The following is a 19,349-nucleotide window of genomic DNA, read 5'->3' as shown; positions in this document are numbered from 1 at the left end:
GGTCATGGCACTGGACGGACACCGGTCAGGCCGCGTCCGCGCAGGTGACGCAGGAATTGGGCCCGGAACACTTCGGTCTTCGCTGTCGCCGGCCATGACCCCGACGACTTCCCGGCCGCCGTCCTGGGTGACGGCTGTGGCGATGACGATCGCCTGGGGGACGATGCGGTGGTCGACGCGGGCCTTGACGTAGGTGGCGTCGAGGAACAGGTAGGGGAAGCGGATGTGGTCCAGTGGGCGGGTCCGGAAGGCGCCGAGCTGTTCGTCCAGGTCCGCGCGGATCCGGGAGACCTCGCTCGTGGATGTCCCGGTGTCGGAGCCGAGGGCTTTGACGAGGTCGTCGAGTGGTCACGGTCTTCTCGCGGTGTCCGTTGCGCCAGGTCGTGCGGGCGTCGGTGTGTTCGCCCCACTCAGCGCCGATCTGTGTGGTGGCCTCGGCCTCGATCAGTTCCTGCAGCAGCCGCTCGGCGACCTCGCGGACGAGTTCAAGACCATCGGCCGAACATAGTGATTCAAGCAGGCGAAGCAGGTCATTCTGGGTCAAGGCCACCGTGCGCCCCCTGGGGTTGAACTGCCCGTTCACTCCGGACAGTTGCACGGTGGCCTGACAGTTGAGCAGGGAGCCGTCACCGGCAGGCGACGCACCCGAGGGAGCGGAAACCCGCGCACTCGACCGCGGAGATCCCTGAAACCCCAAAGCGGAGATCCCTGAAACCCCAAAGTGGGACGCCATCGTGTGGCAGCCGGATCTGGCGAGGGTGGTTACTTCGACTCCAGTCGTCCCAGCGGGTGGGAGTCACCAGCGAGCGCCGCCTGCGCCGTTTCCCAGTCGGTGTGGTCGATGCCGGTGACGTGGCGGAGATAAGCGAGGGTGACTTGCCGGACCAGGGTGACGCGGCCGGGATGTTCGTCGGTGGTTTCTGCTGCCGCATAGCCCGCGATGCCGCCGAGGGAGTGCTGGCCGCCGTAGACCGTCAGCAGGCTCTTGCCGCTGGGGCTCAGGGTGTACGGATCGGTCGTCCAGGACGGTCCCCGGGTGGAGAGCGGGAGTTCGTCCTTGTCCCCGGCGACGACGAGTCCGGGCGCGGTGATGTGGGAGAAGTCCTGGCCGAGCAGCCAGGGAGCGCTCTCGAGGGCGAAGGGGGTCAATTCATCGCCGCCCTTGCCGGCGGTGGCCAGCTGGACGCTGGCCATGACCCGGCGGTCGGACATGTCCTGCGCGATGCCTGTCGTCGGGTCCATGACACGCAGGCCCACGAGGACACCCGCGGTCTGACCGCCGAAGGAATGCCCCGCCGCGACGATGCGGCCGCGGTCCACCCGGCCGACCAGTGCGGGTACCGACGCCTCCAGGTGATCGAGTTCGTCGAGAATCTGCTTCATGTCTTGCACGCGGTAGCGCCACATGTGGGGCTTGCGGGGATCGTCAGCGGGGATACCGAAGCGTTTGGAGTCGAGGTGCGTGGCCTGGATCACCACGAAACCATGGGACGCCCAGTGGTCGACCAGCGGCGCGTAGCCATCCAGATGCGAACCGAATCCGTGCGCGAACAGCACGATCGGCAGATTCGTACCAGTGACCGGTGCGGAAACGCGTACGGGCAGGTCCTCGCCGCGATACGGCGCGGGAAGCACGACCGGCCTGACCGACACAGTCGGGGTGAACGGGGGGTCCGAGAGGCCGGTCATCTGGCTCGCGGTCATTCTCGCGTACTCCTTCGTTCGGGCCTTCGTACGCCAGGAGACGAACCGGGAGAGCCCCGTGGTGAGGCGCACGTCGGTTACGGTAAAACCTGACGTTGACGTCAGAGGAAAGTCGCATGACGGAAGTCGCACAGGAGACGAGATGCGCGTCGGAGAACTCGCCGGCCGGACCGGCGTCAGTGTCCGGGCCTTGCGCTACTACGAGGAGCAGAACCTGCTCAGCGCCGAGCGCAGTCCCAGCGGCCAGCGCCACTACCCCGAGAGCGCGGTCGACCGGGTCCAGCTCATCCAGCAGCTGTACGCCGCCGGGCTGTCCAGCAAGACCATCGCCGAGCTCCTGCCGTGCGTCATCGACGGCCGTGCCACACCCGCCCTGCTCGAGCGGCTGGCGACGGAGCGCGGTCATGTCGACCAGCGCATCACCGATCTCCTGCACGCCCGGGACCGACTCGACTCGGTCATCACCGCCGCCACCAGCAACATGCTCACGGGCATGTCCTGCCGACGGAAGTCCGAGTCCACGTCCAGCGCTGACGGACGATGAGGGGCGTCGATTCGGCCGCGAGTCGTGCGTCGGCGCGACGGACGTCCCCGCGGGGCCGTCCGCGCAGGCGGCAGCCCGCGATGCGTCCTGCCAAGGCGGGTTATACGCGGACCCCTGCGTATCCTCGGGCTGCGGGCTCCGGCGCCTTGATCCCCTACACCACCTCGCGGGACGCCATCCGTCCTCACCGAGGCGGCACCGGGCAGACGACGGCTGAGTCACGTCTACGGCGCCCTCTTCCTCCTCGCCGTGCCGCTGTGGCCGCTGGGCCTGGTCGTCGACGGAACGCGGTGCGGACTGCTGCGCCGCGACGCCCTCGTCCTGCCGCTGATCAGCCGTCTCGCCGACATCGACGCCCACTGGTCCGAAGCCCTCCTCAACGGGCGCTGGTGGTACGGAGATCGCCGCTCTCGTCGTACCGGTTGGGCCGCCCGGCTGCTGGAACATCAGAGGGCGGCCGTGCGGGCGGGCGGGTGTGCGGGCGTGCGAGGTGAGGCATGAACATGGATCGTTCGGGTAGACGGGACGATGCCTGAAGGAGGAAGGGCCGTCACACCTGGGGAGGTCGAAGCGGCCCTTCCTCATGGCCAGGCACCACCGCGGGTCGGGCCGTGCCGCTGACGAGCCGCCAGGTGAACCGCGGGCCGGCCAGCTGAGCACGAACACGTCGCCGGATCTCCGTAGCTGAACGCATCCACGCGTGCCCAGGCGCCGCTCGTCAGCTATGGATCCGAAACTCGAAAGGTTTCTTGCGAGGACGCAGCGGACGTGAGGGCCGTCGAAGTAGCCGCGCACGATGTGCGGCTGGCGCCGGGAGCCGGTGGACGAACTGCGGGTCTCGGCGGCGAGCTGGGCTCGATTCTGGGCCGTCCTGCTCGACGGCTCGCTTGTCGTCCACGCGCTGGAAGACAGGCCCCCAGCGGCACAGGTACTGGCCCACGCCCTGCTCGGTCAGCCGGAGCCGGTACTACGTCGCAACAGATCCCCATGCAGCGCGCGTCCACATCTGCCGACCAGCCCGGATCACCGGGCCGGTGATCCTGTGTCGTACGACCTGCCGGATCGCTGCCGCTCGACCGCAGCGAGGGTCTGGTGCTCTCCGAGGCACCGTCCACGCGGCTGGACCGCGAGCGCTTCGTGCCCGCCTGCCAGCCACTTCGCCCACCAGTTGCCCACCGCCTGCAGCGAAGCCCGGAACACCGTACGCTACCTACCAACTCCCTGGCGGGAACACACTCGTTACATGTCGAGTCTCAGACAGCTGGCAGGACCGACCCGCCACCGCAGCGGGGCCCGGTGGTGGAGCCGGGCGGCAACGCCCTGCGCGCGGCGCGGGCGGCCGCGACCCGGCCGGGCGAGACCGCCGCCGGAGACGGCGAAGCCGTCGCCAGTGAGGCGGGGGCGGAGGGGGTGGAGACCGACGACTCGAGGTGCCGGACCCCTTCGGCTGGTGGCACGACATGGTCGACCACGAGGTCATGCCGGTGTCGATCCGGAGTCCCCACGCAGACCGCTTTCAGGGCTAAGTTCGCCGCCCGCCGGGTGGAGTCCGTCGGGCTCCCGTACAGCCAGGTCGCGGCCTTCGACTTCTCCCCCATGGCCGCCCGGCGCTCCCCGGCCCATATCCGCCGTCAGGACCCCGAGCATCACTTCCTGGTGCTGGTCCGGGAGGGCGCGGTCCGGCTGGAGCAGAAGCGCGGCGTCGCCTGCCTCGGCCCCGGCGGCATGGCGCTGTTCTCCACCTCGCATCCGCTGACCTGCGACTTCCTGGACAAGGGCGGCCCTCTCCGGCTGACCCTCCTTCGGCTCCCCCGCGCTGTCCTCCCACTACCCGACGGTCGCGCCGACCGCATGCTGGCTGAGCCGCTCCCCGACAGTTCCGGCTCCGGCACCCTTCTGGGCCCGTATCCGCCTGATCGGTTCCTCCTTCTCAGCGCAGTTGCTCAGCGAGTCCGACGATGATGCCCTCCGGGCCGCGGACGTAGCAGAGGAGATAGCTGTTTTCGAACCGGGCGATCTCGCCCACGAGTTCAGCGCCGTGCGGACGCAAGCGGGCAACGGTGTCCTCGATGTCGTCGACGGCGAACATGACGCGGTGCGTGCCCAGAACGTTGTGCGGCCGGTTGCGCGGCCCGGCGCTGATCGCTTCAGGACTGCGGTACTTCGCCAGCTCGAGCCGGCTGTGACCGTCCAGGGTCCGGACCATCGCGATGTCACAGCGAACACCGTCGAGTCCGGTGCACTGGTCGGCGAAGAGGCCCTCGACCTGCCCCCTGCCCTCCAGTTCCATACCGAGCTCCAGAAAGAACGCGATGGCGGCGTCCAGGTCCTCGACGACGATACCGACGTTGTCCATCCGCTGAATCGCCATGCTGATTTCTCCCTCTTCCTCGCGCGGCCGGGTGATGGCCGGTGGTGGCCGGTGATGCACCTGGGACGGAGCCGGTGGCGCCTTCTCGACATCCTCAGACCGCCGACTCCGAAATATTCGCCGACACGCACCCGACCCGGCCTCTCCCCCGCCGGCGTCCCCCACCTGACACCCCGACCCCCGCTTGACCTGAGTCGACTCCGGGATCGCCCCTGTGCGAGAGCCCAAGAAGCTGGATGATCCCCCGCCTTCAGAGAGGGGAGGAAGTCAAGCATGATGACGGCATGAACCACAGCGACCCGCGCTTCCACGTCATCGTGCTGTCGAACTTCGCGAAGGGCTTCGACAAGTACGCGTTCGCCTACGGTAAGGCGGGGATTCCGGAGAGCACCTATCCGGACCGGTTCCACCTGTTGACCCGTGCGGAGCTGGACATCGGCATAGGCAAGGCGCGACGCCTGCTGGATCGTCTGGCCATTCCGGGCGACCGGCTGCTGGTGCTGGAGACCTTGGTGGACCCCGACACGCTGGTGCCCAACGTGTCGACCGGCCTCGGCATGGAACTGCACGAGGCGCGCATCCGGTTGTCAGCCGTGCACGAACTCGACCAAGGGGCGGATGAGTTCACGCTGCGTCCGACAACCGTGGAGGATGCGATGGCGGCCTCCCTGCACCTGCACGGTTCGGCACTGCGCAGCTACGCCGCCACGCGACCGCGCTCGGTCTCGTTCCTGCCGGTCGCCTCCGCCTGCCAGGCACGCTGTTCGTTCTGCTTCTCCTCGGCTTCGATCTCCAGCGACCAGGCACCGGCACGGGTCCCGTGGGGCGCGGTCGCGCACTGGCTGGAGCGCGCCCGTGCGGCGGGGGCGGAGCGTGCGGTGATCACCGGCGGCGGGGAACCCACGCTCATACCGTTCGAACAGCAGCTGCGGCTGGTGTCGGCCTGCTCGGCGGCCTTCCCGAAGGTCGTCCTCATCACCAACGCGCACACCACGGCGAAGGGGCGGCACGCCGACCGGGCCGACCGCCTCGCAGCCCTGGGCGCCGCGGGCCTGAGCGTACTGGCAGTCTCTCGGCACCATCAGGACGACGCCGTCAACGAGCGCCTGATGATGCTGCGCACGCCGGTGAGCTCGGTGATCGACACCTGGCGCGTGGAACGTGATCGCTGGCCGGGGCTGCGGATGAGACTGATATGCGTGCTCCAGCACGGCGGCGTCGCCGACGCGGCCGATGTCGGCGACTACCTCTCGTGGGCCGCGGCTCTGGGTGTCGAGGAGGTCTGCTTCAAGGAGCTCTACGTATCCACCAGCACGGAGTCGCTCTACTTCGACCGCACGGCCAACCTCTGGAGCCGAGAGCACCAGGTTTCGCTGTCCGTCGTCACCGGATTCGCCGAGCGGCACGGCTTCGCACTGGCGGACCGCCTGCCCTGGGGCGCGCCGGTCTACCACGGCGGCTGGGGCGGCCGGCCGATGCGGATCGCCGCCTACACCGAACCCAGCCTGCTCTGGGAACGCACCAACGGGATCGCACGCAGCTGGAACGTCATGGCCGACGGACGCTGTTACGCCTCCCTGGAGGACCGGGCCAGCGAGATCGTGGCGGAAGGCGCGGCGGCATGAGGTTCGAGGAGTTCCAGGAATTCCGGCAGCGGCAACTCAGTGCTGCTCCGACGCTTCTGGACGCCGCCGAGACCAATGTGTACCGGGCGCTTGCTCCGACACGACCGGAACCGCCCACCGAGATCGGTACGGTGCACCGGTGCGATCTCGCGCGAGCATGGCTGCGGCGTTTCGAGCTGCCGGAAGAGTGGTCCGGCCGCGCCATGGTCAGTCGAGGGGTCCGGCACGGGCTCGGGGTGGTGTTCGAGTGGCTGCGCGCCGTGCAAGCGCGGGTGTGGCTGCCCGGCGACGTGTACCCGGTGTACTTCGAGCTGGCCCGTGCCGCGGGCCTGGCGCCCGCGTCCTACCCGACGCTGCCGGCGCCGGTCCTGCCGAGGTCACCGATCGACCACCACCGGCCCGAGTACCTGCTGCTCGCCAACCCCAGCAAGCCGCTCGGCCGCTACCTGTCCGATGACGAGTGCGCCGCGGTGATCGCGTGGTTGCGAGCATCACCGTGCCGCCGCGTGCTGATCGACAGCGTCTACGACCTGGGAGCCCCTTTCGCCCCCGGCACACGGCGACTGCTGGACACCGGTCGTGCGGTCCTGCTGCACTCGGTCACCAAGGGATGGCTGTGGCCCCGCACGTTCGGTGTGGTCCTCCTGGGGCCGACGCAGACCGAACTGGCCGAAGCCTTCCGGGCTGATCCACCGACGCCGGCACAGCTGGGGTTCGCCGACCGCCTGCTGACCGAGCACAGTGACGTCCCCCGGCACGTCGTCGGCGAACTGACCGCACGGGCTGAGCGACTGTTCGAACGGTTGCCGGACGACGTCCTCAAGGCCATTTCCACGGCGAGCCGGGCTTGTCCCGGCAACTACTTCTTCCCCGCCGAAGTCCCGGCGGAGACACTCCAGCGCGAGTACGGCGTGCTCGCCATGCCGGTGAGCGTGTTCGGGGTGAGCACCTGGCCCGGCTCCGTCCTGACCAGCCTCGCCGACGCTTTCGCCCCCGCGCAGACGGGCACACGAGGCCACTGAAGGGCCTGGCCGCCCACAGTGCACTCGGTCCCTGCCCACATCCGCACTCGATCCTGCCCACACGTGCGTCCGGCATCGCGAGCGTGGGGTACCGGGCGCAGCAGGAACCCCACGCCGCGTGCTGACATCCGGGGGATCAGGCACCGCTCCGTTCGGACGACGGGACCTGCTCCCCCGCTTCCTCACCGCCGTCCGGGGAGTCGGTGCCCGACACCCCCAGGGTCATGCGTGCTCTCGCGGGTCTTCCTGAAGGGCCGCCCGGTGCTCCCGCCCCTCGGACGCGAGCGGCTCCGCCGGGCGGCCCTTCAGTTCCCGCTCTCTGGCAGCCAAGGCCCTCGCCAGCATCTTCGCCCGGTAGGGGTTCGAGGTTCCAAGGGCCTTCGCCACCTCCACGGCCTCGTCCAACAGGGCCAACCGTCGCTCAGGCAGTTCCCTCACGAGAGGAGACGCGCTCGCCTCCACCAGGACGTACGCCAGCTTCGACCCGTACGTCTCCGGCTCGACCTGTGTCAGAAGCCGGTAGATCCACAGCCCTTCGGCACCACGCACCACGCGCCGGTTGGCACTCAGCAGTCTGACCCTCGCCAGCTCGACCATGCCCTGATCCATCGATCCCCTTCGTCAGGCCCCCTCCGGCCCGTGCACGTCACACGATGAGACAGCACGGCGACCGCGCCGACAGCCGAGAACGGCTGTCGGCACGTGGGCCGGAGTGGGGATGACGACGAGTCTGACGCGCGGCCTCGACTGCCACAAGAACAAACGGACGTGCGCTGCGTCCTACCGAAAACCACCTCCGAACAGGCATGATGGACCTGACACTCACTCAAGGCCCCTCTTCGGGGGCCTGCGTGCGCGCTACTCGAGGCGGCGGACGAAAACGTCGCTGGTCTCGTTGGTGTCCCCCGGCACGAGGTCGTTCTCCGGCGAGCCGAAAGCCACCGTGCGCCCGAAAGCGTCAACGACGGGCGACGAGCGCTGGGCCATGTCGCTCTGCCCTCCGTCCCGCGTGACGTTCAGCCGCTGCACCTCGCCCGTGACCAGATCACGCAGGAACGCGTCGGCATCGCCGTTCGTGTCGCCCGGCACCAGATTGTCGGCGGACGAGGTGAAGACCACCCGCCGGTTGTCGGCACTGAGCGCAGGGCCGCGTTGGTTGACTTGGCCCGCCGAGTGGTCGTTCGGCTCCGACCCGTCGTGGGCGAGGGTGAGGCGCCGGGTGGCTCCGGTGCTCAGGTCCTTGGCGAAGACATCGCGCTTGTCGTTGGTGTCATCCGGCACGATCCCCTCCCACTCGCTGGCGTAGAGGGCGTAGCGCCCGTCCGGGCTCAGCCCGATGTCGCCTCGGACGGCCACGGGCACGCCATCGCGGGTGTGTGCCGCCTGGACGGTCCGCCCGCTTCGGGTGTCGCGCACGTAGAAGAGGAACGCCTGGGGTCTTCTGGCCTCGGAGCCCTCCGGCGGGGCCCCCTCCTCGTCGCCTCCGTCGAGCAAGAACTGGGTACGGAAGGCGATCCGGGTACCGTCCGCGCTGATCGCCGCGCCTTCCGAGAAACCGGCCGTCTGCGATTCGTCGTCGGCCACACTGATCCGCTCGACGGTCTTCTTCCACCGGTCGCGGACGAAGACGTCCCCCCGGCCGTTGGTGTCCCCCTCGACCAGATCGCTCCTGCTGGAAGTGAAGGCCACGTAACGGCCGTTGGCGCTGATGGACGGCTCATACGTCTGCGCCCAGGCGGTCCCGGCCTCCAGCAGCAGCTCGGTCCGCCCTGTCAGGCGATCGTGGACGAAGACGTCCTGGGCGTCAGGCGTGTCGCCGGGCGCCAGGTTGTCGGCGTAGGAACTGAAGGCGACGTAACGCCCGTTCGCGCTCAGCGAGTACGTGGTGGTTTCGTTGTCGGCCTGGGTGCCGTCGCCGGCCACGTTGACCCGCTCGATCGTGCCGGTCCGCAGATCCTTCACGAAGATGTCGGAAAACCCGTTGCTGTCACCGGCCACAAGATTGGTCGCCGAAGAATCGAAAGCGATATATCTCCCGTTTGCGCTGATCCCGCCAGCGTCGGAGAAATCGTTGGCCTGGGCCCCCTCAGCCGTGACACTGACCCGCTCCGTCCGGGGCCGGTGTCCCTCACCGGACGCCGCCGCCCCGGTCGCAGGCAGCACGGCCACACAACTGCCGACAAGGACCGCCCACACCGCGGTCCGTCGCACATCACGCATCGCTCCCCCTCCACAAGCCCCTCGGCCCCTGGGCGAACAGGCCGGACACAGCCAATAGCGGGGGCAGGCCGCGGGCAACAGGGCGGGAGGGCAAACCAGCCGTTCTCATCCGGTCGACCAACGGTGCGAGAGGAAGCGGTCGTTGAGGACCGTGGCCGATCGTGGGCATCCTTCGTTCCATCTGGGCGACACGGTCGTAGGATCGGGACGTGACGATCAAGGAAGACGGTGCGTGCACGCCTTCATCCTGGACACCGTGGTCGCCCAGCACTTCCGCTCGACCGGAGTCGGACTGATCGCCCTCTAGGACTGTCGGTGAGGTGCGCGGCGGGAGGGAACCGATGTGCCGGACGGCGCGATCGCCGCACGCACCAGGCGCAGGAAGAGGTCTTGGTGCTCTCGCCTGAGCGCTGGGTCCGTGCTTGTCTCCTTCAGTCCGTCCGCGACCGCGAGGAGGAGACGCGCGATGTCCTCGGCGGTTGTGTCGGCGTTCGAGAACTGGACCTCTCCCGCCGCCGCAGCCGCGTCCAGCGCGGAGGCCAGCCGGGCCGCCAGGGCGGTATGGGCTTCGCTGACGATGTCCCCCGTGATGGTGAGACCGGCGTCGAGCAGTTCCCCGCCGTGCACGCCCGATGAGATCTGCGCCATCAGCCCCCCGAAGTAGACGTCCATCGCGGCGTCGATCCGCGACAGAACGTCGCCCTGCCCCGCGAGGGACTCGTCCACCTGACCGAGTGCTCTGGAGTGCGCCCTTCGGGCCCCTGCCCGGAAGAGGTCTTCCTTGGTGGAGAAGTGAAGGTAGAGCGCTGCCCGGGACATCCCGGCAGCGCGGGCGATGTCCTGCATGGTGGTTTTGGCGTACCCGTACCGACTGAAGACGGTCAGTGCGGTGTCAAGGATGTGCTCGTTCCGGTTGGCTGCCACGGCGGCACGTTAACAAGCTGGACAGATTGAGTCCAGCTAGACAGATGATGTTAAGTTGTCTAGAAGAGCGGGGTCACGCGCATTCCCGCTCCCGGAACCCCAGGAAGTGACACCTCATGACACAGACAGCCGACGCCCCGGCCACCGACCCGATCGCGGAACAGATCCGCGAGGTCGAGCGAGCCCGGCTCCGCGCGCTGGTTGCGGGTGATGTCGCCGCCGGGGCCGATCTGCACGCACCGGACTTCCAACTCGTCACCCCGGTCGGTGCGGTGCTGTCCAAGGACGAATACCTCACCGCCATCGCGACCGGACACATCGACTATGTCGTCTGGGAGCCCGGGGCCATCGACGTCCGCGTCTACGGCAACGCCGCCGTCATCCGCTACCAGGCCACGCTCGAAGTGCTGTTCGCGGGCCATGCGGTCCCTCGCGCTACGTACTGGCACACCGACAGCTACGAGAACATCGACGGCCACTGGCGAGCGGTGTGGTCCCAAGCGACGGAAATCAGGCAGAACCCCGTACTTCTGCCCGAACGCGGTCACGACCTTACGAGGGAACCCGACACGAACCAGTGATGCGCTCCCTTCGGCGACGAAGACCTCTCCGGCCCGAACCCAAGTACCCACGAACAGGCCCGCCACGCCGCTCCGTCAGGTGAGAACCGCGCACGTCGCTCCCGCGACGTGCGCGCATCCCCGTGACCGTGCGCGGTCGGACGTCACCGGTCGCGAGCGGGAGCGATGCGTGTGAAACTCGATGCTCGGGCGTCCTCCACCGGCGGTGCGCATCCAGCCATCGTCACGAGTCGCTGTGGAGGACCACGCCGGGGCTCCCTCGCCTCCGGCGTTTTCACCGCCTGTCCTGCGCGGCGCGACCCGCCAGGGGTGCCACCACAGCGTCGTGGTGGCGGCTCCCGCGAGTCCCCGCGCCCGGCCGCTCATCCCCGTGAGCCCCAGAAGCGGTGCGCCGCGATGCTCGGCGCGCGCCGGGAAGCTCCACGCCTCGCCGCAAACGAGGGGAGATCGCCATGACCACCGCCTTCGCAGCGAACTGGCAGCACGCCGTCGTCACCGGCGGCGCGGGTTTCGTCGGTTCCCACCTGTGTACGGCACTGCTGGATTCGGGTGTGGACGTCACCTGCGTCGACGACCTCAGTACCGGCCGGCTCGACAACGTCGCCGCGCTCCGGGGCCGCCCCGGGTTCACCATGCTGGAAGCCGACGTCTCGGAGGGCATCCCGGTCGAGCGGCCACCCGACCTGGTCCTGCACTTCGCGTCCCCGGCATCGCCCGCCGACTATCTCCGGCTGCCCCTGCACACCATGGACACCGGCAGCCTCGGCACGCGTCACGCCCTGGAACTCGCCCACGCCTCCGGCGCCCGCTTTCTCCTCGCCTCCACCTCGGAGGTGTACGGAGACCCGCAGCAGAACCCGCAGAACGAACGCTACTGGGGCCATGTGAACCCCGTCGGACCCCGCAGTGTGTACGACGAGGCCAAGCGGTTCGGCGAGGCGCTGACCACCGCCCACGCCGGCACCAAGGGCACCGACACCGGCATCGTGCGCCTGTTCAACACCTACGGCCCACGCATGCGCGGGCATGACGGGCGCGCCGTACCGACGTTCGTCCGGCAGGCACTCGCCGGTGAGCCCCTCACGGTCACCGGGGACGGGCGGCAGACGCGCTCGCTCTGCTACGTCGACGACACCGTGCGCGGTGTGCTCGCGGCGGCGGCCCACGGCATGCGCGGCCCCGTGAACATCGGCAACCCGGGCGAGATCACCATGCTCGACCTGGCCCGCCTGGTCATCATCCTCACCGGGTCGGACTCCGAGATCCGTTTCATCGAACGTCCCACCGACGACCCGGCGTTGCGCTGTCCGGACATCACCCTGGCCCAGGACAAGCTCGGCTGGGAACCCCGGGTGGCACCCGAGGACGGGCTGCGCCGCACGATCGCGTGGTTCCGCGCCGAGGCGGAGCACACGGCGGCGCCCCCGCCTCGCTGACCCGCGCCCGAACACTCGGCGGCGGCCGTCCCGTAGGCCCTTCGCACGCCCCGCACCGGCGCACCCCTCGCCGAAAGGTTCCGTCCCTTATGCGCATTCTCGGAATCAACGCGCTGTTCCATGACCCTGCCGCCGCGCTCGTGATCGACGGCCACACCGTCGCCGCCGGGGAGGAGGAGCGGTTCTCCCGGCGGAAACACGGGAAGCGGCCGGTGCCGTTCGCCGCCTGGGAGCTGCCGGAGAAGGCCGCCGCCTGGTGTCTGACCCGGGCCGGTCTGCGCCCCCAGGACCTCGACGCGGTCACCTACTCCTACGATCCGCGACTCGCCCGGCCCGCCCGGGACCTGGGCCTCGACGACCCGTGGGACCACCTGCGGCAGACGTACGCGCGCGAGGCCGCGGGCTTCCTCGAGGCGGCCCTGCCCGGACTGGACCCCGGCATCGTCCGCTTCGTACCGCACCACATGGCCCACGCCGCGTCGGGCGCGTTCGCCGCGCCGGACGCGGGGGACTCCTCCGTGCTGGTGCTGGACGGCCGCGGCGAACGCGCCTCGCACCTGGCCGCGCGCCGCGTCGGCAACCGGCTGGAACCCCTGTACGCGCAGGAACTGCCCCATTCCCTCGGGCTGGTGTACGAGGAGCTGACCGAGCACCTGGGATTTTTGCGCTCCTCCGACGAGTTCAAGGTGATGGCCCTCGCCTCCCACGGCACCCCACGGATGCTGTCCGAGCTGCGCCGCCATGTGCACCCCACCGGCGACGGCGGGTTCCGCGCCACGGGCGTGCCCTGGCACGAACTGTGCGCGCCCCGAGGGCCGGACGAGCCGTGGACGCGGGCGCACGCCGATGTCGCGGCCAGTGCCCAGGCAGTCCTCGAGGAGACCCTCCTGGACCTCGTGCGCTGGCTGCACGGGAGGACCCACGACAGCATGCTGACCCTCGCCGGAGGCGTCGCCCTCAACTGTGTCGCCAACTCCCGGATCGCCCGCGAGGGCCCCTTCTCCCGGGTATGGGTGCAGCCGGCCGCCGGTGACGCGGGGACGGCGCTGGGCGGCGCGCTGCTGCTCGCCGCGGCCGAGGGCGAGGAGCCGGAGCCCATGCCGGGCGCGGACCTCGGCCGGGACTGGTCCGACGCCGAACTCGGGGCCTGGCTGAAGACGGCGGGCGTGCCCTTCGAGCGGCCGGCGGACATCGCCGTGACCGTGGCCCGGTCGCTGGCGGACAACGACATCGTCGCCTGGTTCCAGGGCCGCTCCGAGTACGGGCCGAGGGCGCTCGGCCACCGCTCCCTGCTCGCCCACCCCGGTCACGCGGGCAATCTGGAACGGCTCAACGACGTCAAGGGCCGCGAGCAGTTCCGGCCGGTAGCGCCGATGGTCCTCGCCGACCGGGCCGGGGAGATCTTCGACGGCCCACTGCCCAGCCCGTACATGCTGTTCGTGCATGACGTGGCTCCTCCGTGGCGTGAGCGGATCCCCGCCGTCGTACACGTCGACGGCACGGCCCGCATCCAGACCGTGGACGCCGGCCGGGAACCTCTGGTGGCCCGCATGCTCGGCACGTTCGAGGAGCTGACCGGACTGCCCGTGGTGGTCAACACCAGCCTGAACACGGCGGGCCGGCCCATGGTGGACGATCCCCGGGACGCGTTGGAGTGCTTCGGCTCCTCCCCCGTCGACCTGCTGGCGATCGGCCCGTACGCGGTGCGGCGGCAGGGCCTCTTCGGCACCGGGGACGAGGGAGCGGCGCGATGAGCGACTTCGTACGGCAGTGGCGCGCGCGTCCCGCGAACCGGACGGGGTCCGGTGGTGGAGGCAGCGCGTACGCGGTGGTCGTCCCGACGCTCGGGCGTCCCGGTCTGCGGGTGTGTCTGCGCGCCCTGGCCCGGGCCGAGGGACCCATGCCGGTCCGGGTGGTCGTCGTCGACGACCGCCCCGAGCCGGGCGGCGCGCCGCTCGACCTGGAGGTTCCCCCGTCCCTGCGGGACATCACGACCGTGGTGAAGGGACGCGCCGCGGGGCCGGCCGCCGCGCGCAACACCGGATGGCGGGCGGCCGGCCGGGTGCCCTGGATCGTCTTCCTCGACGACGACGTGGTGCCGGGACCGTCCTGGGCGGACGATCTCGCCCTGGACCTGGCCGCCGCGCCGGCGGACAGCGCGGGGGTCACGGCCCGGATCGAGGTACCGCTTCCGGCGGGACGGCGGCCCACGGACTGGGAGCGCAACACGGCCGGCCTCGCCACGGCCCGGTGGATCACCGCCGACATGGCGTACCGGAGGGAGGCGCTGGAGGCCGTCGACGGCTTCGACGAGCGCTTCCGGCGGGCCTTCCGGGAGGACGCGGACCTGGCACTGCGTGTGCTGGGCACCGGCTGGACGCTGACCGCCGGGCAGCGCCGTACCCAGCACCCGGTGCGTCCGGTGGACCGCTGGATCTCCGTGCGGCTGCAGGCGGGCAACGCCGACGACGTGCTGATGACCCGTCGGCACGGCCGGGACTGGTGGGACCGGGCGGGGGCGCCACGGGGGCGTCTGCCCGGACATCTGGCGGTGACGGCGCTCGCCGGGGCCTCGCTGGTGTGTGCCGTCCTCGGCCGGCCGCGCGCCGCCGCGCTGTGCGCCGCGGGGTGGCTGGCCGGCACGGCCGAGTTCGCGCTGGCCCGGATCACGCCGGGGCCGCGTACCCGGGACGAGATCGCCGCCATGGCGTTGACCAGCCTGGTCATCCCGCCCGCCGCCACCTGGCACCGGCTGCGCGGCCGGCTGGCGCACCGGGCGACGGAGCCGTTCCGGCCGGCCGCGCCCCCGGTCGGCCTGGCCCGCGAGGAGGAGGTGCTGTCATGACCGGCGTCCCGGCGCGCGGTGCGGTGCCCTGGCTCTTCGGCTCCGCTGCCCAGCGGGACACGCCCCGGCCGACGGCACGGGCAGCCGGGCCCGTGCTCCCGGAGGCCGTCCTCTTCGACCGGGACGGCACCCTGGTGGCCGACGTGCCCTACAACGGCGACCCCGAGCGGGTGGAGCCGATGCCCTCGGCGCGGGAGGCCGTCGCGGCCGTGCGCGCGCGGGGTGTCCCCGTCGGCGTCGTCAGCAACCAGTCGGGGGTCGCCCGGGGGCTGCTGACCTACCGGCAGGTGGACGCCGTACGGCGGCGGGTGGAGGACCTGCTCGGGCCGTTCGAGGTGTGGGCGGTGTGCCCGCACGGGCCGGACGACGGGTGCCGGTGCCGCAAGCCCGCCCCGGGTCTGGTGCTCGCTGCCTGCGACCGGCTCGGAGTACGGGCCCGGCACACCGTCGTCATCGGGGACATCGGCACCGACCTGGCCGCCGCCCGTGCCGCGGGCGCGCGAGGGGTGCTGGTGCCGACCCCGGTGACCCGGCCTGCGGAGATCGCCGACGCCGACCGCGTGGCCGACGACCTGCTGGGGGCGGTGCGGCTGGTGCTCGGCCCGGAGCCCGTCGGCGAGGGGTCCGACGTGGTGACCGCCGGAGGCCGGCGATGAGTACGGCCACGCCCCTCCCCCGCACCCTCGTCGTGCGCCTCGACAGCGCCGGCGACGTGCTGCTGGCCGGTCCCGCCGTCCGCGCGGTGGCCGCGGGCTCCTCCCACACCGCGCTGCTGTGCGGCCCTCAGGGTGTGTCGGCGGGGCGCCTGTTGCCGGGTGTGGACGAGGTGATCGAGTACGACGCCCCCTGGGTGGGTCTGGAGCCGCCGGCGGTGTCGCGGGCGGTGACGGACCGGTTGCTCCAGGAGCTGTCGGTCCGGCGCTTCGACCGCGCGCTGATCCTCGTGTCCTACCACCAGAGCCCGTTGCCGGTCGCGCTGTTGCTGAAGCTGGCCGGGGTCGGCAGGACCGCCGCGGACAGCGAGGACTACCCGGGCGCCCTGCTCGATCTGCGCCACCACCGGCTGCCCCACCGTCACGAGGTCCTGGCCGCCCTGGACCTGGCGCGCGACGCGGGGTTCACGCTGCCTCCCGGCGACGACGGGACGCTGCGGGTGAAGCCACCGCCGGACACCACGCACCTGACCGGCCCCGGACCGTACGTCGTGCTCCACCCGGGGGCCGCGGTGCCGGCCCGCGCGTGGAGCCCCGCCCGTGCGGCACGGGCCGCCGCCGCCCTGACCGCCGCGGGCCACCGGGTGGTGGTGACCGGCGGCCGCGGCGAGCGGGACCTCACCTCGCGCGTGGCGGGTGGGCACGCGCTGGACCTGGGCGGGGCCACCGATCTGGAGCAGCTGGCCGGGGTTCTGGCCGGGGCACGCGTGGTGGTGGCCGGCAACACCGGGCCGACCCATCTCGCCGCCGCGGTGGGCACCCCCGTCGTCTGTCTGTTCGCGCCGGTGGTGCCGGCCGAGCGCTGGGGCCCGTACGGCGTGCCGCACGTCCTGCTCGGGGACCAGGACGCCGCGTGCGCCGGGAGCCGGGCACGGCGGTGTCCGACGGCCGGGCACCCCTGCCTCGACGGGATCGGCGACCGGCAGGTCCTCACGGCCGTCGCCGCACTCGACGGCCTGCCCGTTCACCCCACCGCCCGGACCGCCCGCCCCGAGGCGTGGGGCCCCACCGCGGGCCCGGCGTACGGGCCGGGCCGGGGCCTCGCGACGGAACGAGGAGCGACCCTATGAACATCCTGCTGTGGCATGTGCACGGCTCCTGGACCACGGCCTTCGTGCAGGGCCCGCACACCTACCTCGTTCCGGTCACGCCGGACCGCGGGCCGGACGGCCTCGGTCGGGCCCGTACGTTCTCCTGGCCGGCCTCGGTGCGCGAGGTGACGCCCGAGGAACTGCGGGAGGAACCGGTGGACCTGGTGATCCTGCAGAGGCCGCACGAACTGGAGCTCGCCGAGCGCTGGCTGGGTGGGCGCCGTCCCGGACGGGACGTACCCGCCGTCCATCTGGAGCACAACGCCCCGGACGGCGACGTACCGAACACCCGGCACCCGTTCGCCGACCGCGACGACCTGACGCTCGTTCACGTCACCCACTTCAACCGGCTGTTCTGGGACTGCGGCTCCACCCGCACCGAGGTGATCGAGCACGGCATCGTCGACCCGGGCCATCAGTACACCGGCCGGCTCGCCCGCGCGGCCGTCGTGGTCAACGAGCCGGTTCGGCGCGGTCGTCATACCGGCACCGACCTGTTGCCCGCCTTCGCCGACGCCGTGCCCCTGGACGTGTTCGGCATGCGCACCGAGGGCCTCGCCGCGCATCTCGGCCTGCCCGAGGATCGCTGTCGCGGCGCCGACCTGCCCCAACGCGAGCTGCACGCCGCGCTGGCCGAGCGCCGGCTGTATCTGCACCCGGTGCGCTGGACCTCTCTCGGGCTCTCCCTGCTGGAGGCGATGCATCTGGGCATGCCGGTGGTGGCCCTCGCCACCACCGAGGCCGTCGAGGCGGTCCCGCCGGGCGCGGGCACCCTGTCCACCCGGCCCGAGGTGCTGGCCCGGGCCGCACGGAACTATCTGGAGGACCCCGGGGCGGCGGCCGCCGACGGTGCGCGCGCCCGGCAGGCGGCCCTCGAACGCTACGGGCTCAAGCGCTTCCTGGACGACTGGGAGCGTGTGATGAAGGAGGCGCGCTCATGAACGCGGTCCCCACCCCCTTGCGGCTCGGCGGTGCCGGCGGCGGTCCGCGCCCCCGGTCGATCGCGCTGGTCTCGGAGCACGCGAGCCCCCTCGCCGTCCTCGGCGGGGTGGACGCGGGCGGGCAGAACGTCCATGTCGCCGCGCTCGCCGGCACCCTCGCCGACCGAGGTCACGAGGTGACCGTGTACACCCGCCGCGACGCGCCGGACCTGCCGGAGCGGGTGCGCATGCGGGCCGGGGTGGTGGTGCACCATGTGCCCGCCGGCCCGCCGGAGCAGGTTCCCAAGGACGAACTCCTGCCGTACATGGGCCACTTCGGACGCCATCTCCTCCGTGTGTGGCAGGAGCGGCCGCCCGACGTGGTGCACTCGCACTTCTGGATGTCGGGTGTCGCCTCCCTGCCCGCCACCCGCGCGCTGGGGCTCCCGCTGGTGCACACGTACCACGCGCTGGGCACGGTGAAGCGACGCCACCAGCGGCTCGCCGACACCAGCCCACCGCCACGCATCGCGCTGGAGCGGGACGTGGGTCTCGGCTGCGACCGGATCGTCGCCACCTGCCGCGACGAGGTCGACGAACTCGCCCGCATGGGCGTGCCGGCGAGCCAGGTCACGATCGTGCCCTGCGGGGTGGACACCGACCTGTTCACCCCGCGCGGCCCCGCCATGGAGCCCGGTCCCCTCCCCCATCGGATCCTGCAGCTGGGGCGGCTGGTCCCGCGCAAGGGCGCGGCCGTCGCCGTCGCCGCCCTCGCCCTGCTGCCCGACGTCGAACTCGTCGTGGCCGGCGGTCCCCCGGTGGACCGCATCGACGACGACCCCGAGGTGCGCAGGCTGCGCGCCCTCGCCGCCGAGGCCGGGGTGGCACACCGGGTCCGCTTCACCGGCGGGGTGCCCAGCCGGCAGGTGCCGCCGCTGCTGCGCGGCGCCGACGTGGTGGTGTGTCCCGCGGACTACGAGCCGTTCGGCATCGTCCCGCTGGAGGCGATGGCCTGCGGCAGGCCGGTGGTCGCCAGCGCGGTGGGCGGGCAGCTCGACACCGTCGCCGACCCGGGCACCGGGCGGCTGGTGCCGCCGCGCGACCCCGAGGCGCTCGCCGAGGCTGTGGGCGAACTCCTCGCCGACCCCGCGGCCCGCGCGGCCTGCGGGGCGACCGGCCGTCGTCGGGTGCTGCGCCGCTACTGCTGGGACCGTGTCGCCGCGGCGACCGAGGCGGCGTACGAGGAGGTCGTCGACGCGCGTCCCGCCATGACCGGCGTGGTCTGACCGACCCGGCAGCAGCCCTGCGCCGGCCACGGCACGAGATCGCGAATCCCCGAGGTCCGAAGGAGGT

17 protein-coding genes and 2 pseudogenes are annotated in these 19,349 nt (G+C 71.5%); 13 read left to right on the top strand and 6 right to left on the bottom strand.

The window, feature by feature from the left end; translation table 11 throughout:
- Window positions 1-8 precede the first annotated feature (8 nt).
- Window positions 9-550, bottom strand: a pseudogene (locus RM704_RS02025) (transposase); the annotation flags it as partial.
- A gap of 212 nt (window positions 551-762) precedes the next feature.
- Window positions 763-1,704, bottom strand: a complete 942-nt coding sequence (locus RM704_RS02020) for an alpha/beta hydrolase family protein (RefSeq protein WP_033527657.1) — start codon at window positions 1,702-1,704, stop codon at window positions 763-765.
- A 142-nt stretch (window positions 1,705-1,846) separates the two neighbouring features.
- On the opposite strand from RM704_RS02020, the gene RM704_RS02015 reads away from it, so the two are divergent.
- From RM704_RS02015 to RM704_RS45425, 3 genes and pseudogenes are all read left to right on the top strand, one after another.
- Window positions 1,847-2,248 (top strand): MerR family transcriptional regulator, encoded by a 402-nt coding sequence (locus tag RM704_RS02015; protein WP_033527658.1) that lies wholly within the window; start codon window positions 1,847-1,849, stop codon window positions 2,246-2,248.
- Window positions 2,249-2,467: 219 nt separating this feature from the next.
- Window positions 2,468-2,626 (top strand): annotated as a pseudogene (locus RM704_RS02010) (sensor histidine kinase); the annotation flags it as partial.
- A 1,164-nt stretch (window positions 2,627-3,790) separates the two neighbouring features.
- Window positions 3,791-4,210, top strand: a complete 420-nt coding sequence (locus tag RM704_RS45425; RefSeq protein WP_438828878.1) for an AraC-like ligand-binding domain-containing protein — start codon at window positions 3,791-3,793, stop codon at window positions 4,208-4,210.
- Here the strand turns inward: RM704_RS45425 and RM704_RS02000 are convergent.
- Window positions 4,179-4,619, bottom strand: a complete 441-nt coding sequence (locus RM704_RS02000; RefSeq protein WP_033527660.1) for a VOC family protein — start codon at window positions 4,617-4,619, stop codon at window positions 4,179-4,181. The genes RM704_RS45425 and RM704_RS02000 overlap by 32 nt on opposite strands.
- Window positions 4,620-4,903: 284 nt before the next feature.
- On the opposite strand from RM704_RS02000, the gene RM704_RS01995 reads away from it, so the two are divergent.
- Window positions 4,904-6,244 (top strand): radical SAM family protein, encoded by a 1,341-nt coding sequence (locus RM704_RS01995; RefSeq protein ID WP_033527661.1) that lies wholly within the window; start codon window positions 4,904-4,906, stop codon window positions 6,242-6,244.
- The gene (locus RM704_RS01990; protein WP_033527662.1) at window positions 6,241-7,266 is read left to right on the top strand and encodes an aminotransferase class I/II-fold pyridoxal phosphate-dependent enzyme; all 1,026 of its coding nucleotides are present in this window, start codon (window positions 6,241-6,243) and stop codon (window positions 7,264-7,266) included. Before RM704_RS01995 ends, RM704_RS01990 begins: the two co-directional genes overlap by 4 nt.
- Before the next feature lie 222 nt (window positions 7,267-7,488).
- On the opposite strand, the gene RM704_RS01985 is transcribed toward RM704_RS01990, so the two are convergent.
- From RM704_RS01985 to RM704_RS01975, 3 genes are all read right to left on the bottom strand, one after another.
- Window positions 7,489-7,863, bottom strand: coding sequence for a hypothetical protein (locus RM704_RS01985; RefSeq protein WP_311588935.1), 375 nt, complete (start codon window positions 7,861-7,863; stop codon window positions 7,489-7,491).
- 261 nt (window positions 7,864-8,124) lie between these two features.
- Window positions 8,125-9,435, bottom strand: coding sequence for a TolB family protein (locus tag RM704_RS01980; RefSeq protein ID WP_157856704.1), 1,311 nt, complete (start codon window positions 9,433-9,435; stop codon window positions 8,125-8,127).
- A gap of 354 nt (window positions 9,436-9,789) precedes the next feature.
- Window positions 9,790-10,410, bottom strand: a complete 621-nt coding sequence (locus RM704_RS01975) for a TetR/AcrR family transcriptional regulator (RefSeq protein ID WP_052146056.1) — start codon at window positions 10,408-10,410, stop codon at window positions 9,790-9,792.
- 116 nt (window positions 10,411-10,526) lie between these two features.
- On the opposite strand from RM704_RS01975, the gene RM704_RS01970 reads away from it, so the two are divergent.
- The 8 genes from RM704_RS01970 to RM704_RS01935 all read left to right on the top strand — a co-directional run bounded on the left by RM704_RS01970 (window position 10,527) and on the right by RM704_RS01935 (window position 19,282).
- A complete protein-coding gene (locus RM704_RS01970) occupies window positions 10,527-10,991 on the top strand; it encodes a nuclear transport factor 2 family protein (RefSeq protein ID WP_063774484.1) in 465 nt (154 codons plus the stop codon).
- Window positions 10,992-11,443: 452 nt separating this feature from the next.
- On the top strand, window positions 11,444-12,427 hold the full coding sequence (locus RM704_RS01965) for an NAD-dependent epimerase/dehydratase family protein (RefSeq protein ID WP_033527664.1): 984 nt from the start codon (window positions 11,444-11,446) through the stop codon (window positions 12,425-12,427).
- 89 nt (window positions 12,428-12,516) lie between these two features.
- Window positions 12,517-14,181, top strand: coding sequence for a carbamoyltransferase family protein (locus tag RM704_RS01960; protein WP_033527665.1), 1,665 nt, complete (start codon window positions 12,517-12,519; stop codon window positions 14,179-14,181).
- Complete coding sequence (locus tag RM704_RS01955; protein WP_078937139.1) at window positions 14,178-15,272, top strand: glycosyltransferase; 1,095 nt, start codon at window positions 14,178-14,180, stop codon at window positions 15,270-15,272. The genes RM704_RS01960 and RM704_RS01955 overlap by 4 nt, the downstream gene beginning before the upstream one ends.
- Window positions 15,269-15,928 carry a D-glycero-alpha-D-manno-heptose-1,7-bisphosphate 7-phosphatase gene (locus tag RM704_RS01950; RefSeq protein WP_078937140.1) on the top strand — a complete coding sequence of 220 codons (660 nt, stop codon included), beginning with the start codon at window positions 15,269-15,271 and terminating at the stop codon, window positions 15,926-15,928. Before RM704_RS01955 ends, RM704_RS01950 begins: the two co-directional genes overlap by 4 nt.
- Complete coding sequence (locus tag RM704_RS01945; RefSeq protein ID WP_078937141.1) at window positions 15,925-17,055, top strand: glycosyltransferase family 9 protein; 1,131 nt, start codon at window positions 15,925-15,927, stop codon at window positions 17,053-17,055. The genes RM704_RS01950 and RM704_RS01945 overlap by 4 nt, the downstream gene beginning before the upstream one ends.
- Window positions 17,052-18,017 carry a glycosyltransferase gene (locus tag RM704_RS01940; protein WP_033527666.1) on the top strand — a complete coding sequence of 322 codons (966 nt, stop codon included), beginning with the start codon at window positions 17,052-17,054 and terminating at the stop codon, window positions 18,015-18,017. Before RM704_RS01945 ends, RM704_RS01940 begins: the two co-directional genes overlap by 4 nt.
- Entirely contained in the window at window positions 18,014-19,282 is a 1,269-nt protein-coding gene (locus RM704_RS01935; protein WP_052146057.1) for a glycosyltransferase, read from the top strand. The genes RM704_RS01940 and RM704_RS01935 overlap by 4 nt, the downstream gene beginning before the upstream one ends.
- The last annotated feature ends 67 nt before the right edge of the window (window positions 19,283-19,349 follow it).

This window comes from Streptomyces gottesmaniae (assembly GCF_031845845.1).
Lineage (GTDB): Bacteria > Actinomycetota > Actinomycetes > Streptomycetales > Streptomycetaceae > Streptomyces > Streptomyces akebiae.
This window is presented reverse-complemented; position numbering and strand designations above follow the sequence as displayed.

Coding starts and splice junctions, on each gene's coding strand:
- RM704_RS01950 (WP_078937140.1), top strand. CDS start 15,269: ATGACCGGCGTCCCGGCGCGCGGTGCGGTGCCCTGGCTCTTCGGCTCC.
- RM704_RS02015 (WP_033527658.1), top strand. CDS start 1,847: ATGCGCGTCGGAGAACTCGCCGGCCGGACCGGCGTCAGTGTCCGGGCC.
- RM704_RS01935 (WP_052146057.1), top strand. CDS start 18,014: ATGAACGCGGTCCCCACCCCCTTGCGGCTCGGCGGTGCCGGCGGCGGT.
- RM704_RS01945 (WP_078937141.1), top strand. CDS start 15,925: ATGAGTACGGCCACGCCCCTCCCCCGCACCCTCGTCGTGCGCCTCGAC.
- RM704_RS02000 (WP_033527660.1), bottom strand. CDS start 4,619: ATGGCGATTCAGCGGATGGACAACGTCGGTATCGTCGTCGAGGACCTG.
- RM704_RS01990 (WP_033527662.1), top strand. CDS start 6,241: ATGAGGTTCGAGGAGTTCCAGGAATTCCGGCAGCGGCAACTCAGTGCT.
- RM704_RS01965 (WP_033527664.1), top strand. CDS start 11,444: ATGACCACCGCCTTCGCAGCGAACTGGCAGCACGCCGTCGTCACCGGC.
- RM704_RS01995 (WP_033527661.1), top strand. CDS start 4,904: ATGAACCACAGCGACCCGCGCTTCCACGTCATCGTGCTGTCGAACTTC.
- RM704_RS01940 (WP_033527666.1), top strand. CDS start 17,052: ATGAACATCCTGCTGTGGCATGTGCACGGCTCCTGGACCACGGCCTTC.
- RM704_RS01985 (WP_311588935.1), bottom strand. CDS start 7,863: ATGGTCGAGCTGGCGAGGGTCAGACTGCTGAGTGCCAACCGGCGCGTG.
- RM704_RS01960 (WP_033527665.1), top strand. CDS start 12,517: ATGCGCATTCTCGGAATCAACGCGCTGTTCCATGACCCTGCCGCCGCG.
- RM704_RS01955 (WP_078937139.1), top strand. CDS start 14,178: ATGAGCGACTTCGTACGGCAGTGGCGCGCGCGTCCCGCGAACCGGACG.
- RM704_RS01970 (WP_063774484.1), top strand. CDS start 10,527: ATGACACAGACAGCCGACGCCCCGGCCACCGACCCGATCGCGGAACAG.
- RM704_RS02020 (WP_033527657.1), bottom strand. CDS start 1,704: ATGACCGCGAGCCAGATGACCGGCCTCTCGGACCCCCCGTTCACCCCG.